The organism is Streptomyces sp. NPDC024632 (assembly GCF_055559175.1).
In genome coordinates, this window is the sequence record NZ_JBVHLD010000020.1 from 98,755 (window position 1) to 122,111 (window position 23,357).

Here is a 23,357-nt window from a genome sequence, read left to right on the forward strand (position 1 = left end):
GCTGGCGGCCCACCACACCCTCCCAGCAAAGGGGGCCGGTAAAACCGGTCTGCCCCCCCCCCCCCCCCCCCCCGCCGCCGGGATCCGGCGGCGGCGCGGGGGCCGAGGAAGCTGTCCACCGCCCCCGCGCCGAATTTCTGCACGATGCTGTACGCCAGCACCGGCATCAACACCTGCGGATGCGCGGGAAGATGAGTCGCCGCGAGCACCGCGCTCGCGCTGCTGTTGTTCATCCCCGAGGCCAGCGTGATCGCGACCGTGTCGGCCCGGTCACTGCGCAGACCGCGCGCCAGACCCCAGCCGACGGCCAGCGCCGCGAGGCACGCCAGGGCCGCCACACCGACCGACGCGGCGATGAACGCCACCTGCGGGTGCCGCAGTTGACCGCCCAGCGCGCCGCACGCGTTGGCGTACGTCAGCAGCAGTGACGCCAGCAGCGCGGCCAGCTTCAGACCGGGAAGCGCGCGGTCCCGCCGCTCCCGCGACGTCATCCGCTGCGCCAACAGCCCGGCCAGGCACGGCGCGACGACCCCGGCCAGCGCGAAGGCGCCGCTGCTCGCACCGGCCATCCGCCCCAGATCGTGGGCGTAGTGGCCGTGCGCGAAGACGGCGGCCATGGAGAGCGTCAGCGGGGTGGTCAACGGGCTGAGCAGCGTGGAGGCGAGCACGATGCCGACCACCAGCGCGTGGTTGCCGCCCGCCCGGCCGCCCCAGACCGTCGCGCCCCCGGCCACCGGCATGGCGCCGACGAGCGCGATCCCGGTCAGCAGCCCGCTGCCGCCGTCGGTGTCGGGCGAGAACCGCAACAGTCCCGCCAGCAAGGGCAGGACGAGCAGCGGCACGGCCGCGTTCACCGCCGTACCGGTCATCAGCGCCCCCGGGCGCCTGGCCAGCGCGGGCAGCCGCCGCACCGGCACCTGAAGGGCCGCCGTGAACAGCACGAACGCCAGTAGCGCCGAGGGCGGCGACAGCGCGGCGGCCGGTACGCCGACCCCGCGCGGCGCGCTCCACCGCAGGTGCCGTAGCCACAGACCGGCGGCGGGAGCGACCGTCGCGACGGCGTAGGCCAGGGCCATCAGCCAGGTCAGGGACCGTTGGACGCGCGCGAGGGCGCGGGGGACGAAGGGAGCACGCACGGGCTGTCGTTCCTGTCTGCTGCGATACGGCACGGGGGACCGGTGGACGCCGGTGACCGGCGCGGGCCGCGTATCAGCGCAGACAGGACGGTGGCAGCCGCGTACGTCATCAGGCGGTTTCCGCCGCCCGCCGGTCCTGCTGGGCGTGCTCGTCCAGCGGCGTGTGCGGTGCGGGCCGCTGGTCCTTGCGGGTCCGGGTCAGATAGACGACCAGGGCCAGGATCGTGGCCAGGAACAGCGCGCTGGTGCCCACCGTGCCGAGGCCGAGACCGCCGTCCGCGCGCGGCTGCGAGAGGTAGTCGCCCAGGGACGCGCCCAGCGGCCGGGTCAGGATGTACGCCAGCCAGAACGCGAGCACGGCGTTCAGCCGCAGCCGGAAGTGCGCCAGCGCGACCACCGCGATGACCGCGCCGAAGGCGAGCGCGGAGAGCCAGTAGCCGAGGTTCATCCGCTCCGCGACCAGGTCGCCCGCCGCCGTGCCCAGGGCGAAGGTGAACAGGATCGCCAGCCAGTAGAACGCCTCACGGCGCGGGGTGCGGATGCTGTGGATCGACAGCGTCCGCTCGACGGCGAACCAGAGCGCGAAGGTCGCCGCCAGGACGACCGCGAAGACCGCGGTCGTGGTGGTCAGCGCCACCCCGAGGTTGTCGGTCAGATTGTCCGTGACCAAGGTGCCCACCACGCTGATCAGCACCACCGCGAGCCAGTACACGCCCGGCACGTACCGCCGTACCCGGAACTGCGCCACCAGGGCCGCCACCAGCAGCACCGACATCACGTACGTCGTGTTCGTCAGGCCCATGTGGAGACTGGTGTTGAGATAGTCCGCCGCGGTCTCGCCGACCGTGGTGCACAAGACCTTGATCAGCCAGAAGTAGACGGTGACTTCCGGCACCTTGTTGAGCATCGTGCGCACCCCGGGCGCGGAGCCCGAGCGTTCCATGGTCGTTGTCATGCCGCGCAGGCTGGCACGCGGCGCCTGAACACAACCTGAGCGCCGCCCCGCCTCCGGCCGCCCGGCCCTTCCCCGACGTGCCCGGTCGTCGATACTGGGCCTCATGACCGCTCACTGCGTCCTGATCGTCGAGGACGACCACGGACTGCGCGACGTCCTCGCCCGCGGCCTGCGCGAAGAGGACTTCGAAGTGCTGACCGCCGCCGACGGCGCGAGCGCGCTGCGTACGGTCGGCCCGCGCGTGGACGCGGTCGTCCTCGACGTCGGCCTGCCCGACTCCGACGGGCGGGACGTCTGCCAGGCCATGCGCGCCGTCGGCATCGAGGCCGCCGTGCTCTTCCTCACCGCGCACGACGCGCTGCACGACCGGCTGTCGGGCTTCTCCTCCGGCGGCGACGACTATCTCGCCAAGCCCTTCCACCTGGCCGAGCTGACCGCCCGTCTGCACGCGGCGCTCCGCCGCGGCAACCGCGTGGCGGCCCGCGAGGTCGAGGGACTGCGCCTGGACCCCGTCACGCACGCGCTGTCCGCGGACGGCGGCGCGGCCGTACCCCTGACCCCCACCGAATTCCGCATCCTGGCCTGCCTGATGGCCGCGCCCGGCGCCGCCGTACGACGGCACAGCCTGGTACGGGCGGCGTGGCCGCACGGCGCCCAGGTCAGTGACAACACCCTCGACCAGTACGTGTCGCGGCTGCGCCGCAAGCTCCGCGAGACGGGCAGCACGCGCGGCATCGACACCGTGCGCGGCATCGGATACCGGTTCGCGTGAGGCCGCCCGCCCGCGTGCGACGTCCGGGCCGGGCGGAACGCCCGAGCCGCGCCGGGCAGCAGCCGCGCGCGGGGCGCCCGCGCCGCCGGGGTCTGTCCGGCACGCTGCCCGCGACCCTGCGCGGCCGACTGGCGCTGCTCGCCCTCGTCACCACCGTGCTGTGGGTGGCGCTGCTCACCGCCGCGTTCAACGTCGCGCTGCACGAGATACTGCGCCGCCAGGCCGACGACCTGCTGCGCACCCGCGCCGCGGCCGTCGCCGCGACCGTCGACATCCGCGCCGACGGGACCATCGCCGTCCGGGAACCGGGCGACGACGGCGCGCTCGACAGCGGCATCTGGATCTACCGCGGCGCCCACGTCGTCGAACGCCCCGCCGCTCCGGAACCGCTCCAGCGCCGCGCGGACGCCCTCGCGGGCAAGGGGACCCGATTCGCCGACACCTCCACCCCGCGCTCGACCCGGCTGTACGCGATGCCGCTGAGCAGCGCGGGAGTTCAGATCGCCACCGTCGTGGCCGCCGCGAGCCTGGAGCCGTATCTGCTCACCGCCCGTTCGGCGCTGGCCGGTTCGCTCGGCCTCGCCCTGCTGCTGGTCGGCGGCGTCTACCTGGTCACCCGCATGGTGATCGGCCGCGCCCTGCGCCCGGTCAGCACCATGAGCGATCAGGCGTCCCGCTGGAGCCGGTACGGCGCGGCGCAGCGCTTCGGCGCGCGGGAGGCCAGGCCCGCGGAACTGGCCGCGCTGGCCGCCAATCTGGACCAGCTCCTCGACCGCCAGGCGGCCGTCCTGCGGCACGAACAGCAGCTCACCGCCGAGCTCTCCCACGAACTGCGCAATCCGCTGGCCCGGATCACCGCGGAGACGGACTGGCTCACCGCCCGCCCCCGCACCGCGGACCAGTCCCGCTCCTCCCACCAGGCCATCGCCGCCGCGGCCACACAGATGGCGCAGATCTGCCGGACACTGCTCAGCGAGGCCCGGCAGCCGTCCGCGGCGGCGGCGGGCCGCTGCGCCGCCCTCGACGTCGCCCGCGCGGTCGCCGACCGCAGCCGCGCCGAACACCCCGAGGCGCCCCCGGTCACGGCGTCCGGCGAGCCGGTGGACGTCGGCGTCACTCCCGAACTCCTCGAACGCGTCCTCGCCCCGCTGCTCGACAACGCCCGCCGCTACGCCGCCCGCGCGATCGCCCTCGAATGCGTCCGACTCCCCGACGGCGCGCGGGTGTTCGTCGCCGACGACGGCCCCGGCGTCCCCGCCGAACACGCCGAGGCCGTCTTCGAGGCGGGCCGCCGCTTCGGCTCGGAGACGGACGCCCACGACGGCGCCGGGCTCGGCCTCCCCCTGGCCCGCCGCCTCGCCCGCGCGGCAGGCGGCGACATCACCCTGGTCCCCGCACCGCGCGGAGCCCGCTTCCAGGTGACACTCCCGCCGGGCTAGAGTCCGTTCCGCGGATCACGAACGGCCCCTCGGCCCCGGCCTCTTCGGCCCCGGTCCCTTCGGCCCTGGCACGCCCGCCCGTGCCCGGCGTCGTCAGGACCGGCGGCCGCGCGGGCGCCGCGCCGGGCGGGTGCCGGGAGCGGCGCCGGTGGCCTGCCCCGAGGCGTGATCGCGCAGCAACCTCTCCAGCAACCTCTCGTCCTCCGCGGGCAGTTCGGAGACGAAGCGGGCCAGGACGGCCGCGCGGTCGCCGCCGGCTTCCAGCAGGTCGCGCATGCCGGCCGCCGCGTGGCCCGCCTCGTCGCGCACGGGGGAGTAGAGGTAGCCGCGTCCGGCGCGCTCGCGGGTGACCAGGCCCTTGTCGTGGAGGCGGGTGAGGATCGTCAGGACGGTGGTGTAGGCGGGTTCGCCCGCGACCTGTTCGCGTACGGCGCCCGCCCCGGCCGGCTCGCCGACTGCCCACAGCGCCGCGAGGACTTCGCTCTCCAGCTCGCCCGGCGCGCGTCGCCCGGCGGCCGGGCCTTCCTGCTCGGCCACGCTTCCCGCTCCTTCGTAGAATCCTCACGGTACTACGGCACGACCTGGCCGCCCCGGCCCCGGCCGCCCGACCAACCGGCCACCGCGAGCCCCCCGTGATCGCGCAACGGGCCGACCGTCAGGCCGCGTTCCTGACAGAAGTCGAGGAGGCGGGGGAGCGCCCCGAGCGTGTTGCGCCACGACCCGGTGGCCGAGGCGCAGTCGGAGTCGTGGAGCAGGACGGTGCCGCCGCCGCGCAGGTCGCGGGTGACGGTGTCGAGGACGGTCCGGGGCGTCGCGCGCCCGCGCCAGTCCTCGCCCCAGGCGGTCCACAGCACCGGCGTGAGTCCGAGGCGGCGGCAGGCCAGATGCGTACCGGCGGTCATGACGCCGTACGGCGGCCGGTAGAGCGTCGGCGCGCCGCCGGTGAGGCCGCCGACGAGGTCGCGGGCGCGGGCCAGGTCCTCGTACGTGGTCCAGGGGCCGCGCAGCAGCGCGGGCCGGTGGGTCCAGCCGTGGATCGCGACCTCGTGGCCCGCCTCGTACATCTCCGTGACGAGGCCGGGGGAGCGGACGGCCATCGAGCCGAGCAGGAAGAAGGTGGCCCGCACGCGGCGGGTGTCGAGCAGTCGCAGGAAGTGCGGGGTGGACAGGTGGTCGGGGCCGTCGTCGAAGGTGAGCGCCACGCTGTCGGGCCGTCCGCGTCCCGACAGCCGCGGCATGAGCCGGTTGCGCAGCGGGCCGAAGGTCGACAGCGCGGGCCCGGCGTAGGCGGCAGCGAGCGCGGACGCGGCCACCGCACCCGTGCGCAGGACGGTACGGGCGACGATCCGCCGGTCGGAATGAGGAGTCACGGTGATCGGCCTCCTTGCGGGCGTGGGCAGCGGGAGCCGGGCATGCCGGACCCGCGCCCCGCGGTGACCTCGGCGGACGGCCCCGGCCGGGGGCTGCCCGCGAATCTACTACACGTTGTAGAAGGTGGACGAGGTGCCCGTCGATCGGAGGGCGCACGGGGCGAGCGGCGGCGGTCTCCCGAATCCATGGACGGGCAACATTGGATCTTGCGAGAGAAAGTAGAGATTGAGCAAAGATAAGTTCGTATATTGCGCTGCCGTGTCCACGACATTACGGTTCCCCTTGCGCCGTCACCCCCCCACCCGCCGACCGCTTCAGCGCAACGCCCCAGCCGCCATCCCCTTCACCGCCACCGCGACGGGCCGTGTCCCAGGCCCGCTCCGGCGTCGGCGGCCCAGCTCCGCGTCACCTCGCTTCCCCATGCCCTCGTACGGCTGTCCGCACGGCGCAGGTCCGGCATTCCGTGTCGAAAAGGAGCAGACGTTGTTCCAGCCCATCAGATCCCTGAGGCGCACCATCGCCGTGGGAGGCACCACCGCGCTGATCGCCGCCGCGGGCGTCATCGCCCTCGCGGCCCCACCGGCATCGGCCGCCGCAGCCACCGGCGGCAGCGGCGCGAGCCTTCCCTACGTCGAGGTGCAGGCGGAGAACTCCGCCACCAACGGCACGGCCATCGGCCCGAGTTTCGCCGCGGGACAGCTCGCCGACGAGGCGTCGTACCGCAAGGCGGTGACCCTCTCGGGCAGCGGCAAGTACGTCACCTTCACCACCCCGGTCGCCACCAACTCGATCGACTTCCGCTACAGCATCCCCGACGGCTCGGGCGGCTCGGTCTACACCGCCCCGCTGTCGTTCGCGATCAACGGCGCCGCACAGCCCGACTTCACCCTCACCAACGCCTATAGCTGGTACTACGGCAGCTACCCGTTCACCAACACACCGGGCAGCAACCCGCACCACTTCTACGACGAGGTCCACCGGCTGCTCCCGCAGACCTATCCGGCCGGCACCACCTTCACCCTCCAGACCAGCGGCTCCAGCGCCGCCACCACCATCGACTTCGCCGACTTCGAGCAGGTCGGCGCCGCCCTCCCGCAGCCGTCCGGCTCGGTCTCGGTGACCAGCCAGGGCGCCGACGCGACCGGCGCCGCCGACAGCACGGCCGCCTTCAACGCGGCGATCAACGCGGCGGGCCCCGGCGGCACGGTGTGGATCCCGCCGGGCACCTTCAAGATCCCCCGGCACATCACGGTCAACAACGTCACCGTCACCGGCGCGGGCATGTGGTACTCGACGGTGACCGGCGCGGCGCCCGGCTTCTACGGGCTCGGCGAGCCCGACAGTTGCGGAGTCGGCGGCAATCGCGGGGTGAGCAGCAACGTCCACCTCTCCAACTTCGCGATCTTCGGCCAGGTCGGCGAGCGCAACGACTGCGACCAGGTCAACGGCATCGGCGGCGCGATGAGCAACTCCACCGTCTCCAGCCTCTGGATTGACCACCTGAAGGTCGGCGCCTGGATGGACGGGCCGATGGACAAGCTGACCCTCAGCGGTCTGCGGATCCGTGACACCACCGCCGACGGCGTCAACTTCCACGGCGGAGTGACCAATTCGACCGTCACCAACAGCGAGATCCGCAACACCGGCGACGACGGCATCGCCACCTGGGCCGACGCCGCGCTCGGCGCCGACGCCAACGACACCATCTCCAACAACACCGTGGAGACCCAGATCCTGGCCAACGCCATCGCGATCTACGGAGGCCACGACAACACCGTCAGCGGCAACCTCGTACGGGACACCGGACTCGCCCAGGGCGGCGGCATCCACGTCGGCCAGCGCTTCACCTCCACCCCGGTCGGCACCACCACGATCTCCAACAACACCCTGGTCAGGGCGGGCAGTCTCGACCCGAACTGGCAGTTCGGCGTCGGCGCGCTGTGGTTCGACGGCAGCCAGGGCGCCATCACCGGCCCGATCAACGTGACCAACGCGCTGATCCAGCAGAGCCCCTACGAGGCGGTGCAGTGGGTCGAGGGCACCGTCAGCGGGGTCAGCCTCAACAACGTGACCATCGCGGGCGCCGGCACCTTCGCCCTCCAGGAACAGACCGGCGGCGCCGCGAAGTTCACCAACGTCACGGCCACCGGCATCGGCGCCAGCTCACCGATCTATAGCTGCGAGGGCAACAACTTCACCGTCACCGACGGCGGCGGCAACTCCGGCATCAGCGGCACCCCGTTCTGCGGCGGCTTCCCCACCCCCGTCTTCCCGCCCTACCCGGCGGAAGGCGTGACCGCCAGCCCGAGCGCGCTCAACTTCGGCTCGGTCGCCACCGGTTCGACCAGCGCCGCCCAGACCGCGACGGTCACCAACCCGACCGGCTCGGCCGCCTCCGTCTCCGCCATCACCACCAGCGGTGACTTCTCGCAGACCAACACCTGCGGCACCTCCATCCCGGCCAACGGCTCCTGCACCGTCAGCGTGAAATTCGCGCCGACGGCGACCGGCGCGCGTGCCGGGACGCTGACCGTCGGCGCGGGCGGCAACACCAGCACCGTCGCCCTGTCCGGCACCGGCACCGCGCCCGGCCCGATCCTGGGCACCAACCCGGCGAGCCTGTCCTTCGGCGGCACGGTCGTCGGCGCGACGGCCGCCCCGCAGACCGTCACCGTCACCAACTCCGGCACCACCACGGCCACCGTCTCGGCCGTCGCGGCGACCGGCGACTTCACCCAGACCAACAACTGCTCGTCGCTCGCGGTCGGTTCGTCCTGCGCGGTGACCGTCACCTTCAAGCCGACGGCCGGCGGCACCCGTAACGGCACGCTGACACTGACCAGCAACGCCAACAACAGCCCGACCACGGTCGCGCTCAGCGGCGCCGGAATCGACAGCAGCACCGACATCGCCGCAGGCCGCCCGGCCACGGCGAGTTCCGCCAACGGCACCTTCGTCGCGGGCAATGTCACCGACGCGGACGCGTCCACGTACTGGGAGAGCGCCAACGGCGCCTTCCCGCAGTGGGTCCAGGTCGACCTCGGGCAGAACTACGCGGTCGGCAAGGTGACCTTGCGGCTCCCGCCGTCCACGGCGTGGGCCACCCGTACCGAGACCCTGTCCGTACAGGGCTCCACGGACGGCACCTCGTTCAGCACCCTGTCGCCCTCCGCCGCGCAGACCTTCGACCCGAGCGCCAACAACAACACGGTGACCCTCACCTTCCCCGCGGCCACCGCCCGCTACGTACGGATCAACGTCACCGCCAACTCGGGCTGGAGCGCCGCCCAGTTGTCCGGCCTCCAGGTCTACCCGAGCGGCGGCACCAACCCGTCGTCCGCGACCTTGTCCGTCACTCCGACCTCGCTCACCTTCGCCTCCCAGGCGCCCGGCACCACCAGCGGCGCGCAGAGCGTGACGGTGACCAACACCGGTACGGCCGCCGCGTCGATCAGCTCGGTCACCGCCTCCGGGGACTTCTCGCAGACCAACACCTGCGGCACGTCGCTCGCGGCCAACGCCAGTTGCTCGGTCGCGGTGAAGTTCACCCCCACCGCCTCCGGCACCCGCACCGGCACCCTGACGATCAGCGGGAACGCCTCCAACAGCCCCACCACCGTGGCGCTGACCGGCACCGGCAGCGGCACGGTGAGCACCAACCTGGCGGCGGGCAAGGCCACCAGCGAGTCCAGCCACTCCGACGTCTACGGGTCCTCCAACGTCACCGACGGCAGCCAGAACAGCTACTGGGAGAGTGCCAACAACGCCTTCCCGCAGTGGGTCCAGGTCGACCTCGGCTCCGCGCAGAGCGCGAGCAAGGTCGTCCTCCAGCTCCCCGCGGGCTGGGGCGCCCGCAACCAGACGCTGTCCCTGTCGGGCAGCACCGACGGCAGCACCTTCACCACCCTCAAGTCGTCGGCCTCCTACTCCTTCGACCCCGCCTCCAACAACACGGTCACCCTCACCTTCACCGCGGCCACCGCGCGGTACTTCCGGGTGACGGTCACCGCCAACTCCGGCTGGCCCGCCGGGCAGATCTCCGAATTCCAGGTCTGGAACACCTGACCCGGACTGACCTCCTCCGACCCGACCCGACCCGACCCGCCCGGACCCGACTCGACCTCCTCCGACCCGGCCCGACCGGGCCGGCGTCCCTGAGCACAACCGGCCCGGCCCCTCGCGTGCGATACGCGAGGGGCCGGTGGCGCTCCGGGGACGGCGACCAAGCGCGGACGGCCGGACGGAGGGGGAGCATTTTATGCCCAGTGCGGTCATGTACCGCTGGAAATTGCCAGAAGTCCTTCGCGCGAGTGCCACCGTGCGTAACGTGACGGTCACTGCCGATCCGTCGGCGGGCCAACAGCGGCCTCACGCAGGGGAGTCGGGTGTCCGGGATAGACGAGTGCCTGCGCGAGGCCATGACGCTGCCGGGAGCCCGGGGCGCCGCTCTCGTGGAGTGGATCAGCGGGCTCTCCCTCGGACAGGTCGGAGACGCGCCGGGCGGTGACCCCGAGACGGCGGCGGCCGAGACCGCGGAATTCGCGCGCATGGCCGTGGAGCACTCGGCGTTCGAACCGGCGGAACCCCTCGGCTCACCGCGCGGCGGGACCACGGGACCCGCCGCACCCGCCGCGCCCGCCGCTCCCTCAGGACCCGCAGACACCGCCAAGGGGCTGCCGGTCGAGGACGTCATCGTCGTCACCCGCACCGGCTACCACCTGCTGCGCTTCGTCGAAGCACCTTTCGACGGCGGGGTGTTCCTGCACCTGTGGCTCGACCGCGAGCACGCCAACCTCGCCCTCGCCATGATGCGCGTACGCGACCTCGCCGAACGGCTGGTGCTGGCATGACCGGGCCGCTGTCACCGATGCTGCTGCGCCTGGCCGAGGAGGGCGCGACCGGCGCGCTGCTCCGGGACAGCGGGGCGCTCTACCTCGCGGACGGCGTCGTGGTGCACGCCGAGAGCCCGGCCACCCCCGGCATCGACGTCCTGCTGACCGCCGGCGGCCGACTTCCCGTCGAGGTGTGGCAGGAGGCGGTGGACGCCGCCGGAGCCCGCTGCCGGACCGCCCGCCACCTCCTGGAGCACCGCAGGATCTCCGCCGCGGAACTGGAGATCAGCCACCTCGGCGCGCTCTACGACGCCGCCTTCTTCGTCCTCGCCGCGGGCAGCGGCCCCACGCGCTTCCGGCACGGTGTCGTCCACTGGTTCGGCCCCGTGCGCCCGGTGCGGGTGGCCGAGGTGGAGCGCGAGACCCGCCGCCGCCGCGGACTCCTCGACGCCCTGTGGCCGTATCCGCAGCTCGACACCGCCCCCGTCGTCCGCCGCAGGGCCGCGTGCCTGCCGCCCGTACCGCGTCGGCAGCGGGCCCTGCTGGACCTCGTGGACGGGGTACGCACCCCGTCCGCCATCGCCACCGTGCTCGGCAGGCCCACCTTCCACGCGCTGGTCGACGTACGGCGGCTGGCCGCCGCCGGGCACTGCGAGACCCCGCGGCGCGCGGCACCGCCACCAGGGCAGGGGCGGCCACCGGGACGGGCACAGGAAGCCGCATCCGCACCGGCCACCGCGGACCGCGCCGGGTACCTGCCGGGACCTCCCGACGTCGGCACGCTCCGCAGGGTCCTCGACGCCTTGGAGGCACGACCGTGAAGCGCACTCCCGCCCGCAGGACCGGGACCGCACAGATATGAGGCGCGTCGTGCGACAACGCGCCGACAAGAAGGTCGGAAGGAGAGAGGAGAGAAGGAATCTGATGGCGCAGGAGGCCGAGATACGCGAGGAACTGCGGCGGCTGCGGGCCCGGCTGCCGTACGCCACGGGCGCGCTCGCCGCGGGCGTCGACGGCATGGTGCTCGCCCAGGAGGCGGACACCGTGGAGGCCGAGGGAGTGGCGGCCCTCACCGCCGCGGCGCTGGGTGTCGGCCTGCGGCTGACCGACACCGCGTCCCACGGCCCCTTCCGGGAACTGCTGGTCCGCGGCGAGCAGGGATACGTCGCCATCTACGCCGCGGGCACCGCCTGCGTGCTCACCGTCCTGGCCGGACCGCAGGTCAACGTGGGCCGGCTGCACATGGAGGCCCGCCGCTCCGGCGCGCACATCGCGCACCTGGTCGACGGCGACCCCGAGCCACGGGAGGACGCCCCCACGCCATGACCACCCGACCCACCCGGACCAGCGGCGCCCGCCACCGCGCGCCCACCGCCCCCGACGCGGCAACGGCATCGACCGTATCCACCCCATCCACCCCATCGACCGCATCCACCGCGTCCACCGCATCCACGTCAGCACCGCACATGAACCGACCGGAAGGAAGCCCAGCCATCATGGCCAACACCGAAACCGCCCTCAAGGACGCGATGACCTCGATCGACGGCGTCATAGGCGTCGCACTCGTCGACTACACCAGCGGAATGGCGCTGGGCACCCTCGGCGGGGGCAAGGAACTCGACCTCAACGTCGCGGCGGCCGGCAACACCGACGTCGTCCGTGCCAAGGCGCGCACCATGGAACTGCTCGGCCTCAAGGACGAGATCGAGGACATCCTCATCACCCTGGGCTCGCAGTACCACCTGATCCGGCTGCTCAAGGGCCGGGGCAAGAACGGCCTCTTCCTGTACCTGGCGCTGGACAAGTCGCGCGCCAACCTGGCGATGGCCCGGCACCAGTTGAAGCGGATCGAGAACGACCTGGAGCTGTGACCGGGCCGTCGCGCCCGTACGCCGTCGGCCGTGCCCACCGGGCCGCCTGGAGACGGCCGTCCTGCCGGGCGGCCGTCTCCGCGCGTCATCCGTTCACGGCCCGCTCACCACCTGCCCGTTCCCCGAGCGCGCCGCCCGTCCGAGGCCCGCGTCCGGCCCAGAAGGAGAAGCCGAAAAAAAGATGGGTGTGAAGCGACTGGGGTGGGGCAGAAGCCCTGACGGTTGTGCCGGACAACCGGACAGGGGCAAGAACATGCGTTCCAGCGCGATGGCCGTGAACGGCCCGCATCAGCAGGCCGGGCAGGACATCTGGGCGGGAGCCGCGTACGACGGCGAGACCGGATCGATCGCGGCGGCCCGCGCCTTCACCGCCGACTTCCTGGCCGGTGTGACGGGCGGGCGCGCCCAGCCGATCCCCGCGGTCGTCGTCGCCGACGCGCAACTCGTGGTGAGCGAGCTGGTGACCAACGCGTGCAAATTCGCGCCGGGTCCCTGCGCGCTGAACCTGGAGATCCAGGGCACGGATCTGGTGATCACCGTGTGGGACACCGACTCGTCGATGCCGCTCGCGCGCGCGGCGGAGCCCGGCAGGATCGGCCAGCACGGCCTGGAGATCATCCTCGCGGTCTGCGAGGGCTTCGACGTCCGGCGCGAGCCGGTGGGCAAGCGGATCAAGGTGCGCGTCGCCCTCGGAGCGTGAGCGCCTGACCCGGTCAGGGGGCGTGGGCTGACGCGTTACGCGCCGCCCGCGCTTCTGCACGCTCCTGTTCGCGAGCCGCGCGGTGATCTTCACTGGGTACAGAGCGAGCTGCCCGCCTGAACTCTCGGCCGGATCTCGCCGAGCCACCAGGAGCACCGTGACCACCGGCCAGGACGCGGCTCAGCCGCCCCCTCAGCAACCGACCCCTCATGACCCGCCGCAGGCCCCGCCCCACGGTCCGCCGCCGCCCCGGCGCCCCCGGCGCGTGGTCTTCGACGCGCCCTTCACCGACCGCACGGCCTGGGCGGCGGGCCGCACCTCCGCCTACCCGGAGAGCGGCCGCAATCCCGGCGACAACAAACTCGACCAGATCGGCCCCGCCTACGCCCCCACCGCCGGGGGTGTCTTCCGCGCCCGGCGGGCGGCGGGCGGCGTCTGGCACACCGACCTGGTGTCGACCGAGTACGCCCCCGGCGGCTTCGAGCTGCTGCCGGGCGACGAACTCACCGCCACGTGCGTGGTGCACGCCCCGCAGGGCGCCTGGCCCGCGATCTGGACCTGGGGCCGCGACAGCGACGCGGGCCGCCCCCAGCCGGGCCACGGCGAGATCGACCTCTTCGAGTACCACCCCACCAACCCGCGGCTGCTCGAACTGTCCAACCACGTACGCCCCGGCGGGTTCGAGGCGGCCGACGTGATCGCGCCGGGCCGCCCCTTCGCACTCCGGGTCCGCTTCGACGCCGACGACGTCTGCTGGTCCATCGACGACGAGGTCGTCTTCCGCGACGGCCACGGCGTCGGCCCCGCCTGGCGCGCCTGGCCGGTGGTGAACATCAGCGTGTCCGCGGGCGCGTACGGGCACACCCCGCCCGACGCGCGCACGAGCCTGCTGCACTGGGAGTGCGCCGGACTCACCGTCACTCGCTGATCCGGACCCGGTGGCTCACGCCGTCGCCCGCAGTGCCTCCTCCGCCGTCGAGTACACCTTGAGGACGCGGTCCACGCCGACGATACGGAGCAGCCGCGCCAACTGCGGCGGCACGGCGGCGACTCGCAGGTCACCGTGCTGGTGGATGCTCAGCAGCAGATTGAGGAAGCTGGAATCGGCGAAGGTGATCCCGCTGGCGTCGAGCACCAGCACCCGGCCGGCCTCGGCCGCCTCGGTCAGCTCCTGCCGCAACGGCCCCAGCGTGTCCGCGTCGAGGTCGCCGTGCGGGGTGACAATGCGCGGGAGGTCGCCGACGACCGGGTCCCTATGCGCGTCGTGGTGTGTCGACATATGACAAGTATGTCCAGCGTCACGGGGGAGAGGAAAGAGCGGATCAGGGCGAACCCGAGTGCGCCCCCGTCGACGCGCGCCGGTGGAGCCCGATCCCAGGTCAGAAACTGATCGCAAGCGGTCGGAACCAGTCGCAAACCGATGGGCCCGCGGCGGCGGACCGTCCGCTAGGCGGAGCGGGCGTGGATCCCCATGCCGCCGGAGACGATCAGATTGTCGCCCGTGATGTAACCGGCGGCGTCGGAGGCGAGGAAGGCGACCGCCTCGGCGACATCGGCGGGAGCTCCGACGCGGCCGAGAGGAACGTCCTCGCCCCACGCGGCGACCGTCTCCCGGCCGATGCCCAGCTTGCCGTACGCGGGAGTGTCGATCAGGCCGGGGCTCACCGCGTTGACCCGGATACGGCGCGGGGCCAGTTCGATGGCGAGCGAGCGCATCAGAGGCAGCAGCGCTCCCTTGGCGGCGGTCATGGCCGCGCCGAGCCCCTCGCCCGCGCCGATGGTGAACACCACGGACGCGCCCTCGTTCAGCAGTGGGAGCGCCTTTCGCAGGGTGAAGAAGTTCCCCTTGACGTTGATGTCGAACAGGGCGTCGAAGGCGGCCTCGTCGGTGGACTCGATCGGTCCGGGCCGGGAGATGCCCGCGTTGAGATGGAGCAGGTCGAGGGAGCCCAGGTGCCCGCGCGCCCGCTCCACCGCCTGGTCGATGTCGGTGAGCGAACCGGCGTCGGCCCGGATGGCGACCACGTCGTGCGGCAGGCCGGAGCTGTCGACGCTGCCGAGGCCGGTGACCATGACGCGGTAGCCGCGCGCGTGGAGCAGTTCCGCGGTGGCCTTGCCGATCCCGCTGGTGCCGCCGGTGACGAGTGCTGTCTTCGCTGCCACGGTCGCTCTCCTTGTCGACGCGTGGGGCGCGTGGACGGCCCCACTGATTGTCACCGTACGCCCGCGTGGCAGCGACTGCCAAATGTCGCGTGAATGCCACGATGGCAGGCCGCGCTAAGGTGATGTCATGACGCAGGGAACAACGGGCGACGGGCCGGCCGCGCCCACACTGTGGGACCGGACGCGGCAGCTCGCGGCCCGGGAGATCCTCGACACCGCCCTGCGGCTGTTCACACGGCAGGGGTACGACGAGACGACCATCGCGCAGATCGCCCGCGAGGCCGGTGTCTCGCAGCGCACCCTCTTCCGCTACTTCGGCACCAAGGAAGACCTCATCGGCGGCAGCCAGGAGCAGTTCGTCACCCTCCTGACGGAGACCGTCCGCGAGCAGCCCGCCGACGCCGACGCCTGGCAGACCCTGCGCGCCGCCCTCAAGGCCGCGCTCTCCGTCCACACCGGTCCCGAACAGGCCCTGGAGCGCTTCCGGCTGATCCACCGCACCGACTCGCTGCGCGCCGCCTACCTCGGAAAGCGCGTGCGCTGCCAGGAGGAACTGCTCCCGCTCCTCGAAGCCAGGCTGGCAGCCTCGGGCGCCGACCGAGTACAGGTCCGCGCCGTCCTCGCCACGGCCTTCGGCTGCTTCGACGCCGCCACCGCGACCTGGATCGAGGGTGACGGCGAGGGCGACATCCTCGACCTCTACGACCGCGGCCTGGCCGCGGTCCGCGACGTCCGCTGACCGGGTCGCGGGGGTACCGCCGCGACTCCCCGGCGGGGGCTCAGTCGTCGATGCCGGAGCGTTCGATGCCCGCCACGATGTGCCGCTGGAGGAGCAGGAAGACCAGCAGCAGGGGCAGGATCGACACCGCCGCCGCGACGAACAGCTCGTGGATGTTGACCACTTGGGCGGTGGTGAAGGTGGACAGCGCCACCTGCACCGTCCAGGACGACGTGTCCTGGCCGATGACCAGAGGCCACAGGAAGGCGTTCCAGGCGCCGATGAAGACGATCGTGGACACGGCCGCGAAGACCGGCCGGGAGTTGGGCACCACGATCCGCCAGTAGGTGCGCCAGTAGCCGAGTCCGTCGACCTTCGCCGCGTCCTCCAACTCACCGGGAAAGCCCAGGAAGTACTGCCGGAAGATGAAGCAGGCGAACGCCGAGAAGATCGTCGGGATGATCAGGCCGCGCAACGTGGAGATCCAGCCGAGCGAGGACACCAGCACGAAGCTCGGCACGAAGGTGACCGCGGCGGGCACCATCAGCGTGCCGAGGATCGCGTAGAACACCTGGTTGGACCAGCGGTACGGGATACGGGCCAGTCCGTATCCCGCCAGCGACGCCAGCACCACCGTGCCCACCGTCGTGGTGACCGCGATCATGGCCGAGTTGAGCAGCGACCGGGCCATCGGCACCGCGGGGTCGTCGAACAGCTCGCGGATGTTGGACCACTGGAGGTGGGTGGGGAAGAACGTCCACTCGGGCGAGGTGATGTCCTGCTCGGCCGACAGGCCGTTGCGCACCAGCAGGTAGAACGGGATCAGGAACAGCAGCGCGAGTACCACGAGCAGCACCAGGCGCACCGCGCGCCCGAATCTGAGCAGGGCCTGCTCCATGTCAGTCCTCCCTCCTGCCGAGCCCGAACCAGCGGGCCTGGACGACGGTGACCACCGCGATGATCAGCGCGAGGACGACGGCGCCCGCGCTGCCCACGCCCAGGTTCTGCCCCCGCCCGAGCGCGGTGGTGTACAGGTACACCAACGGCGGCCGGGCGTACGGCGGATAGCCGCGGGAGTCGCTGAGCAGGTTGTAGAACTCGTCGAACGCCTGGAAGGCGTTGATGACCAGCAGCAGCGCCACCGCCACCGAGGTGGCCCGCAGTTGGGGCAACGTGATGTGGCGGAAGACCTGCCAGCCGGGCCGCGCGCCGTCCACCGCCGCCGCCTCGTACAACTGCGCCGGGATGCGCTGGAGTCCGGCGAGGAAGAGGATCATGTAGAACCCGGCCTGCAACCACAGCCGTACGGTCACGATCACCAGCCAGTACCACGGCGGGTGGGTGGTGGACAGCCACGCCGTCTGGTCGGCGCCGAACCAGCCCAGGACGGTGTTCGCCAGGCCGAACCGCACGCCGTTGAAGATCGACAGCTTCCAGATCAGCGCCGCCACCACGTAGGAGCAGGCGGCCGGCAGGAAGAACACCGAACGGAAGAACGCCTGCGCGTACCGCAGCCGGTTCACCATCAGCGCCAGGGCGAGCGAGAGCGCGTAGGTGGCGGGCACGATGAACAGCGCGAACACCCCGAAGGTGCGCAGGCTGTCGGTGAACGCCTGGTCGCCGAGGACGTCCGCGTAGTTGTCCAGGCCCACGAAGCGGTGCGGGGACACCGTGTTGTGCGCGTCGAAGAAGCTCAGATAGACGCTCCACAACAGCGGCACGTACGTGAACAGCGCGAGCCCGGCGGCGAATGGCCCGACGAAGACCCAGAACCACAGCGTGCGGTGTCTCACGACTTCTTCCGGACCCGCTGCAATTCGGAACTGGTCTTGCGCACCACCGACTTGAGCTCCGTGTCGGGGTTCGCGCCGTCCTTGATGATGCGGCTCAGCGCGTCCTGGTACGCGGTCTGGCTGGCCGGTGTCCACAACAGCGGCTGCGAGAAGCCGTGGTCGGTGGCGTACGAGACGGCGTCGGCCGCCGCGCCCTCCCGCAGTTTGGCCGCCTTCTTCGCCAGCGAGATCCGGGCCGGTATGTGGAAGCCGTAGGAGAGCGCGAAGTCCTCCTGGTACTCGGTCCTGTCGATCCACAGCCACTTGATGTACGCCTTGGCCTCGGCTTGGTGCTTGCTGCGGGAGTTGACGGCCGAGCTGTACGCGCCGACCGGCACCGTGGGCTTGCCCGCCGCGCCGTCCTTCGGGAACGGCAGCACCCCGAAGTCGTCCCCCAGGGCCTTCTTGACCGCGGGCAGCGCCCAGAGTCCGGACCACTGGAGCGCGGTGAGCCCCTGGATGAACGCCGAGGGGTCGGACCAGTCGGTCGGCGCGCCCAACAGCAGCGACTTGTCGGCGTAGAGCTGGCGGAACTTGGCCAGGGTGCGGGCGGCGGCCGGGTCGTCGAAGCCGACGGTGCCCTCCGGGGTCAACAGGCTGAGCCCGGCGGCGTAGAGCGGTGTACCGCCGAGCACCCCGGCGCCGCCGTCGTTGCCCAGGAACAGCCCCTTGACCTTCTTGGTGGTCAACTTCGCCGCCGCGTCGACCAGTTCGTCGAGCGTGGTCGGCGGCGCGATGTTCGCGGCAGTGAGCAGGCTCTTGCGGTAGTACAGAAGCTGCATGTCGATGACCTGCGGGACACCCCAGATCCTGTCCCCGTACGTCGTCACCACGGCCGGGTTGAAGTCGGCCTTCACCGGGCCGACCAGGTCGGTGACGTCGACCACTTGGCCGCCTTGGATCTGGTCCAGCGTCGGGCCGCCTTCGAAGACGTCCGGTCCCGACGAGGTGAGCAGCGCCGCGGCGGTCTGCTGGTCGTAGTCGCCGGGCCGCCACTGCACCTTGACGTTCGCCGCGGTGTACGCGTCGGCGTACCGGCGCACCGCCTGCTCCGTACCCGCCTCGCCGTACTGGTGGTACCACTGCTGCAAGGTGACCTTGCCGCCCTTGCCGCCCCCGTCGTCCCGGCCGCTGTTCGACCCGCAGGCGGCGGCCAGCGCACCGGTCAGGGCCAGGCTGCCTCCGGTACCGAGCAGTTGTCTGCGGCTGAACGTCACTGCGTATCCCCCTAGTCAGAGTGGGTCCCGGCGATCTTCGCGCTGGACCATGCACCAACCATGCAGGGGAATTACGACAGCGACATTGCGCGAACGTGGCGGCACCCTGGGTGGCGGGGCGGGCACTCTGCGCGGTCGTCCGCGTGGCGCGTGGGCGTCACCGTCGCACCCTGGAATCGCACCAGGCCGCTCGTCAGTTGGCGGGCGATGGGGGGATGAAGAGTGCCACCGCGGGACCGGCGCGACACCGTTAGCCGGACGTGTCCTGTCGGCAGGACGCGCCGGTGCGCAGGTTCTCGGAGGCGCCGGCGATGACCGAGTCGAGCCGGTCGCGGGTGTGTGTCAGATCCGCGATGTGCCGGTCGATCTGATCACACTCGACGGTGAGGCGATCCAGAAGCTCGGGCGTGGCCCGGCCGTCGATGACGCAGGGCGTGAGCGCGGCGATGGTCTTACTGGACAGACCGGCCGCGTACAGCTCCCGGATCAGATTGATCCGGTCGACCGCGGCCTCCGCGTAGTGGCGCTGGCCGCTGTCGCTGCGCTCGGAGACCAGCAGATCCTGCTCCTCGTAATACCGCAGCGCCCTGGTGCTGACGCCCGTGCGACGAGCCAGTTCCCCGATGCGCATGTCCCACTCCACGTCCCTGCGATCCGCGTCACAGCCACTTGCCTTTGACGTCAACGTCAGGTTTTAGCGTAACCAATGCGCCCTTCTCCCGGAGCTTCCTCCCGGAGAGCCCCGCTTCCCGAGCCACCGCCCGCCCGCCCGCACGCACCTCCGCACCTCCGCACGCCCGCACCCCCGCACCTCCGAAAGAGACACGCATGACCACGTATTCGGCGACCGGCCTCACCGGCCCCGCGCCCACCCCGACCGTCTCGGTCAAGCCGCTCGTCCTGCCCGCCCCGCACCGAGGCGCGGACCTGCGGGTACGGATCTCCGCCCCGGTCACCGGCACCCGCTTGCCGATCGTGCTGTTCGCGCACGGCTTCGGGTCCGACCTGGACGGCTACGCGCCGCTGGTCGACCACTGGGCCGCGCACGGCTTCGTGACCGTCCAGGCCACCCATCTGGACTCCAAGCGCTTCGGCCTCGCCGGGGACGACCCCCGTACGCCCGACCTGTGGCGCTACCGCGTCCAGGACATGAAGCGCGTCCTGGACGAACTCGGAACGCTGGAGGCGTCGGTGCCGGGCCTGGCGGGCCGGACCGACCACGGCCGTGTCGTCGCGGCGGGACACTCCTTCGGCGGTCAGACCGCGGGCATCCTGGTGGGGCTGCGCGTCAAGGACCCGCGGACCGGCCTCGCCGAAGACCTGTCCGACCCGCGGGTCATGGCCAGCGTCCAGCTCGCCACCGCGGGCAAGGGCGGCGCGGAACTCACCCCCTTCGCCCACGAGCACCTTCCCTGGCTCCGTGACCAGGACTTCTCCCACATCACCGCCCCCGGACTCGTCGTCGCGGGCGACAAGGACGACCTCCCCCTCTCGACCCGGGGTCCGGCGTGGACCACCGACCCCTACACGCTCAGCCGAGGCGACAAGAGCCTGCTCACCGTCCGCGGCGGCGAGCACTTCCTCGGCGGCATCTCCGGCTACCGGTCGGCCGAGACCACCGACGAGGACCCCGGCCGCGTCGCTCTCGTCCAGCAGGTCACCCTCGCCTACCTGCGCCACATCACCGGCGACGACCACACCGACTGGGAGACGGCCCGCTCCGTCCTCGCCGCCGCCCACCCCCTGGGACACCTGGAGTCCAAGTGACCCGTACGGCGCCGGGCCGCCTCCGACGATCGCGGCGACGCCGCTGATCCGCTGACGGCCCGCTCCTGTGCGGCGGCATCGCCGAGCCCGCGTGGACGGTGACGCGTGCGGACCAGCCCGTCGCGGACCCCGGCGCGACGGCCTCAGCCGAGGACCGGGGGGCGTGGTTGCCGGCCGGTGTCGGCGCAGTCCGCGCTCGTGAGGATCGCGCTCGCGATCACGTCGAAGAGGTGGTCGGCGCGGGGGGCGAGGGAGGGCTGGTCGCCGAGCCAGGCGAGCATGGCGACGAGGGCGAACAGGTCGGCGCCGTCGATGTCGTCGCGTGCCACGCCCGCGGCCTGGGCGCGGGTGAGGAGCCGCGCTCCGGCCGCGCGCAGGGTGACGCACGAGGCGTGGAGCGCGGATTCGGCGTCCTCGATGGCGGCGGCCATCAGGACGGTCACACCCCGGTACTCGGTCGTCCAGGCGACGCAGTCGCGCAGCCACGAGACGAGGGCGTCCTCGGGTGACCCCTGTGTCTCCAAGTCGGCCGCCCGCGACGTCAGTTCGCGGAAGCTCGTGTGGAGCAGGGCTTCGAGCAGGGCCTCCCGGGTGGGGAAGTGCCGGAGCAGAGTCGCCAGGCCCATGCCGGACCTGCGGGCGATGTCGCGCAGCGAGACGTCGACACCGTGCTCGGCGATGACGGCGCCCGCGACGTCGAGCAGGTGGTCGCGGTTCTTCCTGGCGTCGGCGCGCATGGGTCCCTCTTGACTATCCGGATCAGTGGTCCATATATTCGGATCAGTGGTTCGGATAGGTGGACCACTGATCCGTTCAGCGTATCCCCCGGTGGGGGCAGGAGACGACGATGCCCACGAAGATGCCGTCAGACACGATGCGGGCGATCCGGCTGCACGAGCACGGCGGCCCCGAGGTGCTGCGTGAGGACCGGGTGCCGATCCCCGAGCCGGGACCGGGCGAGGTGCTCGTCCGCGTCCACGCGGTGGGCGTCAATCCTCCGGACTGGTACCTGCGCGGCGGGCTGACCACGGTGCCGGGGGAGCCGGAGTCGACCGTCAGGCTGCCCGCCGTTCCGGGAACGGACGTGTCGGGTGTCGTCGAAGCCGTCGCCCCGGACGTGGACGACCTCGCCCTGGGCGACGAGGTCTTCGGCCTTCTGCGCTTCCCCGGCTTCCACGGCAGCGCATACGCCGAGTACGTGGCCGCGCCCGCGTCGGACCTCGCGCGCAAGCCGTCCGGCATCGACCACGTGCACGCCGCCGGGGCGCCCATGGCCGGGCTCACGGCGTGGCAGTTCCTCATCGAGGCAGGACACGACCACCCCTCGCCCTTCCAGGCGGCGCGGCACCGCCCGACGCCGCTCGACGCCGACAGCAAGGTGCTCGTCAACGGCGCCGCGGGCGGCGTGGGGCACTTCGCCGTGCAGTTGGCGAAGTGGAAGGGCGCGCATGTCACCGCCGTGGCGTCCGGCGCGCACGAGGCGTTCCTCCGCGATCTCGGCGCCGACCGGTTCATCGACTACACCAAGAGCCGTCCCGAGGAGCTGGTGCACGACGTCGACCTCGTACTCGACGCCGTCGGCGGCCCCGACAGCAGGCGGTTCCTGCGCACCCTCAAGCGCGGCGGCGCCCAATTCCCCGTGCTTCCCGGGGACTTCGACGCCGAGGAGACCGCGAGGCTGGGCGTCACCGTCTCGACCGCCCAGGTCCGCTCGAACGGCGCGCAACTCGCCGAACTGGGACGCCTGCTCGACGCGGGCACGGTACGCGTCGCCGTCGACAGCACCTTCCCGCTCGCCCGCGCGCGGGCGGCGCACGAACGGGCCGCCCGCGGACACCTCCAGGGCAAGATCGTGCTCACGGTCGAGCAGGTCACGGCGCCGCGTTGAACAGCTTCCAGTTCCCCTCGGAGACGATCTCGACGCCGTCGTCGGTCACCTTGATGGCGGTCTGGTTGTCGATGGCGTACGCCGGGGCCTTGAGCGAGGCGGCCCACCGCTCCGCCTCGGCCATGGTGTTCTCGGGGCAGCCCGGACTGTCGAGGTGCGGGAAAAGGGAGAAGTCGACGACTCCCAGGGCGCGGTCGTCACCGGTGGGCGGCTGCCAGGCGACGAAGTGCTCCCCGACGCGGGGAGTCAGCACCATGCTCCCGGCGCTGAGCCCCACATAGACCGTGTCGTGCAGCGAAGGGAACAGGTCGGCCAGGCCGGACTCCCGCATCCAGTGAGACAGGTACAGCGCGTCGCCGCCGTTCACCAGCAGGACGTCCGTCTCCCGGACCCAGGAGACCCACCGCTCCTTGTCGATGCCGGGCAGCGCCGTGAGCTCCAGTACGCCGACCGACTTCCATCCCAGCCCGGTCATGGGGTGAAGGGACTGTCCGCTGATGAAACGCCACGGCCCACCCGGATCGCCGTACGGGCCCCCGTACCCGGCGGTGGGAATGCACAGGGCGTTGGCCTCGGCGATCGGTTTGCCCAGGAGATCGAGGAGCGCCGCCAGAATGCTGGCGTTCTTGACACCGGAGTCGGTAAGGAGAAGCTTCATGACGCCCCCGCACTGATCGCTCTGTGAAAGTGAGCGAG

Annotated in this window: 24 protein-coding genes; 12 read left to right on the forward strand and 12 right to left on the reverse strand. The window is 72.0% G+C overall.

The window, feature by feature from the left end:
- Window positions 1-1,136, reverse strand: a 1,136-nt coding sequence (locus tag ACZ37P_RS32520) for a hypothetical protein (RefSeq protein ID WP_467349947.1), incomplete at its 3' end; no start/stop codon positions are given.
- A gap of 109 nt (window positions 1,137-1,245) precedes the next feature.
- Window positions 1,246-2,091, reverse strand: coding sequence for a COG4705 family protein (locus ACZ37P_RS32525; RefSeq protein WP_467349949.1), 846 nt, complete (start codon window positions 2,089-2,091; stop codon window positions 1,246-1,248).
- A 103-nt stretch (window positions 2,092-2,194) separates the two neighbouring features.
- On the opposite strand from ACZ37P_RS32525, the gene ACZ37P_RS32530 reads away from it, so the two are divergent.
- Both ACZ37P_RS32530 and ACZ37P_RS32535 read left to right on the forward strand, forming a co-directional pair.
- Complete coding sequence (locus ACZ37P_RS32530) at window positions 2,195-2,863, forward strand: response regulator transcription factor (RefSeq protein ID WP_391124879.1); 669 nt, start codon at window positions 2,195-2,197, stop codon at window positions 2,861-2,863.
- A 14-nt stretch (window positions 2,864-2,877) separates the two neighbouring features.
- Entirely contained in the window at window positions 2,878-4,302 is a 1,425-nt protein-coding gene (locus ACZ37P_RS32535) for a sensor histidine kinase (RefSeq protein ID WP_467349951.1), read from the forward strand.
- Between the two features lie 93 nt (window positions 4,303-4,395).
- Here ACZ37P_RS32535 and ACZ37P_RS32540 read toward each other — a convergent pair whose 3' ends face one another.
- Window positions 4,396-4,839: a BlaI/MecI/CopY family transcriptional regulator gene (locus tag ACZ37P_RS32540; protein WP_355334889.1), complete on the reverse strand. Its 444-nt coding sequence runs from the start codon at window positions 4,837-4,839 to the stop codon at window positions 4,396-4,398.
- 32 nt (window positions 4,840-4,871) lie between these two features.
- Window positions 4,872-5,648 (reverse strand): polysaccharide deacetylase family protein, encoded by a 777-nt coding sequence (locus ACZ37P_RS32545; RefSeq protein ID WP_355335760.1) that lies wholly within the window; start codon window positions 5,646-5,648, stop codon window positions 4,872-4,874.
- Between the two features lie 508 nt (window positions 5,649-6,156).
- Between ACZ37P_RS32545 and ACZ37P_RS32550 the strand changes: the two genes are divergently transcribed.
- From ACZ37P_RS32550 to ACZ37P_RS32580, 7 genes are all read left to right on the forward strand, one after another.
- A complete protein-coding gene (locus tag ACZ37P_RS32550; protein ID WP_467349953.1) occupies window positions 6,157-9,738 on the forward strand; it encodes a choice-of-anchor D domain-containing protein in 3,582 nt (1,193 codons plus the stop codon).
- 353 nt (window positions 9,739-10,091) lie between these two features.
- Window positions 10,092-10,523 (forward strand): hypothetical protein, encoded by a 432-nt coding sequence (locus ACZ37P_RS32555; protein ID WP_467350003.1) that lies wholly within the window; start codon window positions 10,092-10,094, stop codon window positions 10,521-10,523.
- Complete coding sequence (locus tag ACZ37P_RS32560) at window positions 10,520-11,326, forward strand: transcriptional regulator (protein ID WP_391162630.1); 807 nt, start codon at window positions 10,520-10,522, stop codon at window positions 11,324-11,326. Before ACZ37P_RS32555 ends, ACZ37P_RS32560 begins: the two co-directional genes overlap by 4 nt.
- Window positions 11,327-11,429: 103 nt before the next feature.
- The gene (locus ACZ37P_RS32565) at window positions 11,430-11,831 is read left to right on the forward strand and encodes a roadblock/LC7 domain-containing protein (protein ID WP_467349955.1); all 402 of its coding nucleotides are present in this window, start codon (window positions 11,430-11,432) and stop codon (window positions 11,829-11,831) included.
- 170 nt (window positions 11,832-12,001) lie between these two features.
- Window positions 12,002-12,376 (forward strand): hypothetical protein, encoded by a 375-nt coding sequence (locus tag ACZ37P_RS32570; protein WP_355334877.1) that lies wholly within the window; start codon window positions 12,002-12,004, stop codon window positions 12,374-12,376.
- Between the two features lie 253 nt (window positions 12,377-12,629).
- Window positions 12,630-13,076 carry an ATP-binding protein gene (locus ACZ37P_RS32575; RefSeq protein WP_355334874.1) on the forward strand — a complete coding sequence of 149 codons (447 nt, stop codon included), beginning with the start codon at window positions 12,630-12,632 and terminating at the stop codon, window positions 13,074-13,076.
- 157 nt (window positions 13,077-13,233) lie between these two features.
- Window positions 13,234-14,004 carry a beta-glucanase gene (locus tag ACZ37P_RS32580; protein WP_401307382.1) on the forward strand — a complete coding sequence of 257 codons (771 nt, stop codon included), beginning with the start codon at window positions 13,234-13,236 and terminating at the stop codon, window positions 14,002-14,004.
- A gap of 15 nt (window positions 14,005-14,019) precedes the next feature.
- Here ACZ37P_RS32580 and ACZ37P_RS32585 read toward each other — a convergent pair whose 3' ends face one another.
- A complete protein-coding gene (locus ACZ37P_RS32585; protein WP_355334871.1) occupies window positions 14,020-14,355 on the reverse strand; it encodes an STAS domain-containing protein in 336 nt (111 codons plus the stop codon).
- 167 nt (window positions 14,356-14,522) lie between these two features.
- The gene (locus ACZ37P_RS32590; protein WP_391047731.1) at window positions 14,523-15,239 is read right to left on the reverse strand and encodes an SDR family oxidoreductase; all 717 of its coding nucleotides are present in this window, start codon (window positions 15,237-15,239) and stop codon (window positions 14,523-14,525) included.
- Window positions 15,240-15,366: 127 nt separating this feature from the next.
- On the opposite strand from ACZ37P_RS32590, the gene ACZ37P_RS32595 reads away from it, so the two are divergent.
- Window positions 15,367-15,978, forward strand: a complete 612-nt coding sequence (locus tag ACZ37P_RS32595) for a TetR/AcrR family transcriptional regulator (RefSeq protein ID WP_467349958.1) — start codon at window positions 15,367-15,369, stop codon at window positions 15,976-15,978.
- A gap of 40 nt (window positions 15,979-16,018) precedes the next feature.
- Here ACZ37P_RS32595 and ACZ37P_RS32600 read toward each other — a convergent pair whose 3' ends face one another.
- The 4 genes from ACZ37P_RS32600 to ACZ37P_RS32615 form a co-directional block, all read right to left on the reverse strand.
- Entirely contained in the window at window positions 16,019-16,855 is an 837-nt protein-coding gene (locus tag ACZ37P_RS32600; RefSeq protein WP_401720502.1) for a carbohydrate ABC transporter permease, read from the reverse strand.
- Window position 16,856: 1 nt separating this feature from the next.
- Window positions 16,857-17,750: a carbohydrate ABC transporter permease gene (locus tag ACZ37P_RS32605; RefSeq protein ID WP_467349960.1), complete on the reverse strand. Its 894-nt coding sequence runs from the start codon at window positions 17,748-17,750 to the stop codon at window positions 16,857-16,859.
- The gene (locus ACZ37P_RS32610; RefSeq protein ID WP_467349962.1) at window positions 17,747-19,006 is read right to left on the reverse strand and encodes an ABC transporter substrate-binding protein; all 1,260 of its coding nucleotides are present in this window, start codon (window positions 19,004-19,006) and stop codon (window positions 17,747-17,749) included. The genes ACZ37P_RS32605 and ACZ37P_RS32610 overlap by 4 nt, the downstream gene beginning before the upstream one ends.
- Window positions 19,007-19,256: 250 nt before the next feature.
- Window positions 19,257-19,637: a MerR family transcriptional regulator gene (locus ACZ37P_RS32615; protein WP_467349964.1), complete on the reverse strand. Its 381-nt coding sequence runs from the start codon at window positions 19,635-19,637 to the stop codon at window positions 19,257-19,259.
- Window positions 19,638-19,834: 197 nt separating this feature from the next.
- Between ACZ37P_RS32615 and ACZ37P_RS32620 the strand changes: the two genes are divergently transcribed.
- Window positions 19,835-20,773: an alpha/beta hydrolase family protein gene (locus ACZ37P_RS32620; protein ID WP_467349965.1), complete on the forward strand. Its 939-nt coding sequence runs from the start codon at window positions 19,835-19,837 to the stop codon at window positions 20,771-20,773.
- Between the two features lie 143 nt (window positions 20,774-20,916).
- Here ACZ37P_RS32620 and ACZ37P_RS32625 read toward each other — a convergent pair whose 3' ends face one another.
- A complete protein-coding gene (locus ACZ37P_RS32625; RefSeq protein ID WP_467349967.1) occupies window positions 20,917-21,510 on the reverse strand; it encodes a TetR/AcrR family transcriptional regulator in 594 nt (197 codons plus the stop codon).
- A gap of 122 nt (window positions 21,511-21,632) precedes the next feature.
- On the opposite strand from ACZ37P_RS32625, the gene ACZ37P_RS32630 reads away from it, so the two are divergent.
- Complete coding sequence (locus ACZ37P_RS32630) at window positions 21,633-22,661, forward strand: NADP-dependent oxidoreductase (RefSeq protein WP_467350004.1); 1,029 nt, start codon at window positions 21,633-21,635, stop codon at window positions 22,659-22,661.
- On the opposite strand, the gene ACZ37P_RS32635 is transcribed toward ACZ37P_RS32630, so the two are convergent.
- Entirely contained in the window at window positions 22,645-23,319 is a 675-nt protein-coding gene (locus ACZ37P_RS32635; protein WP_467349969.1) for a Type 1 glutamine amidotransferase-like domain-containing protein, read from the reverse strand. The genes ACZ37P_RS32630 and ACZ37P_RS32635 overlap by 17 nt on opposite strands.
- Window positions 23,320-23,357 lie beyond the last annotated feature (38 nt).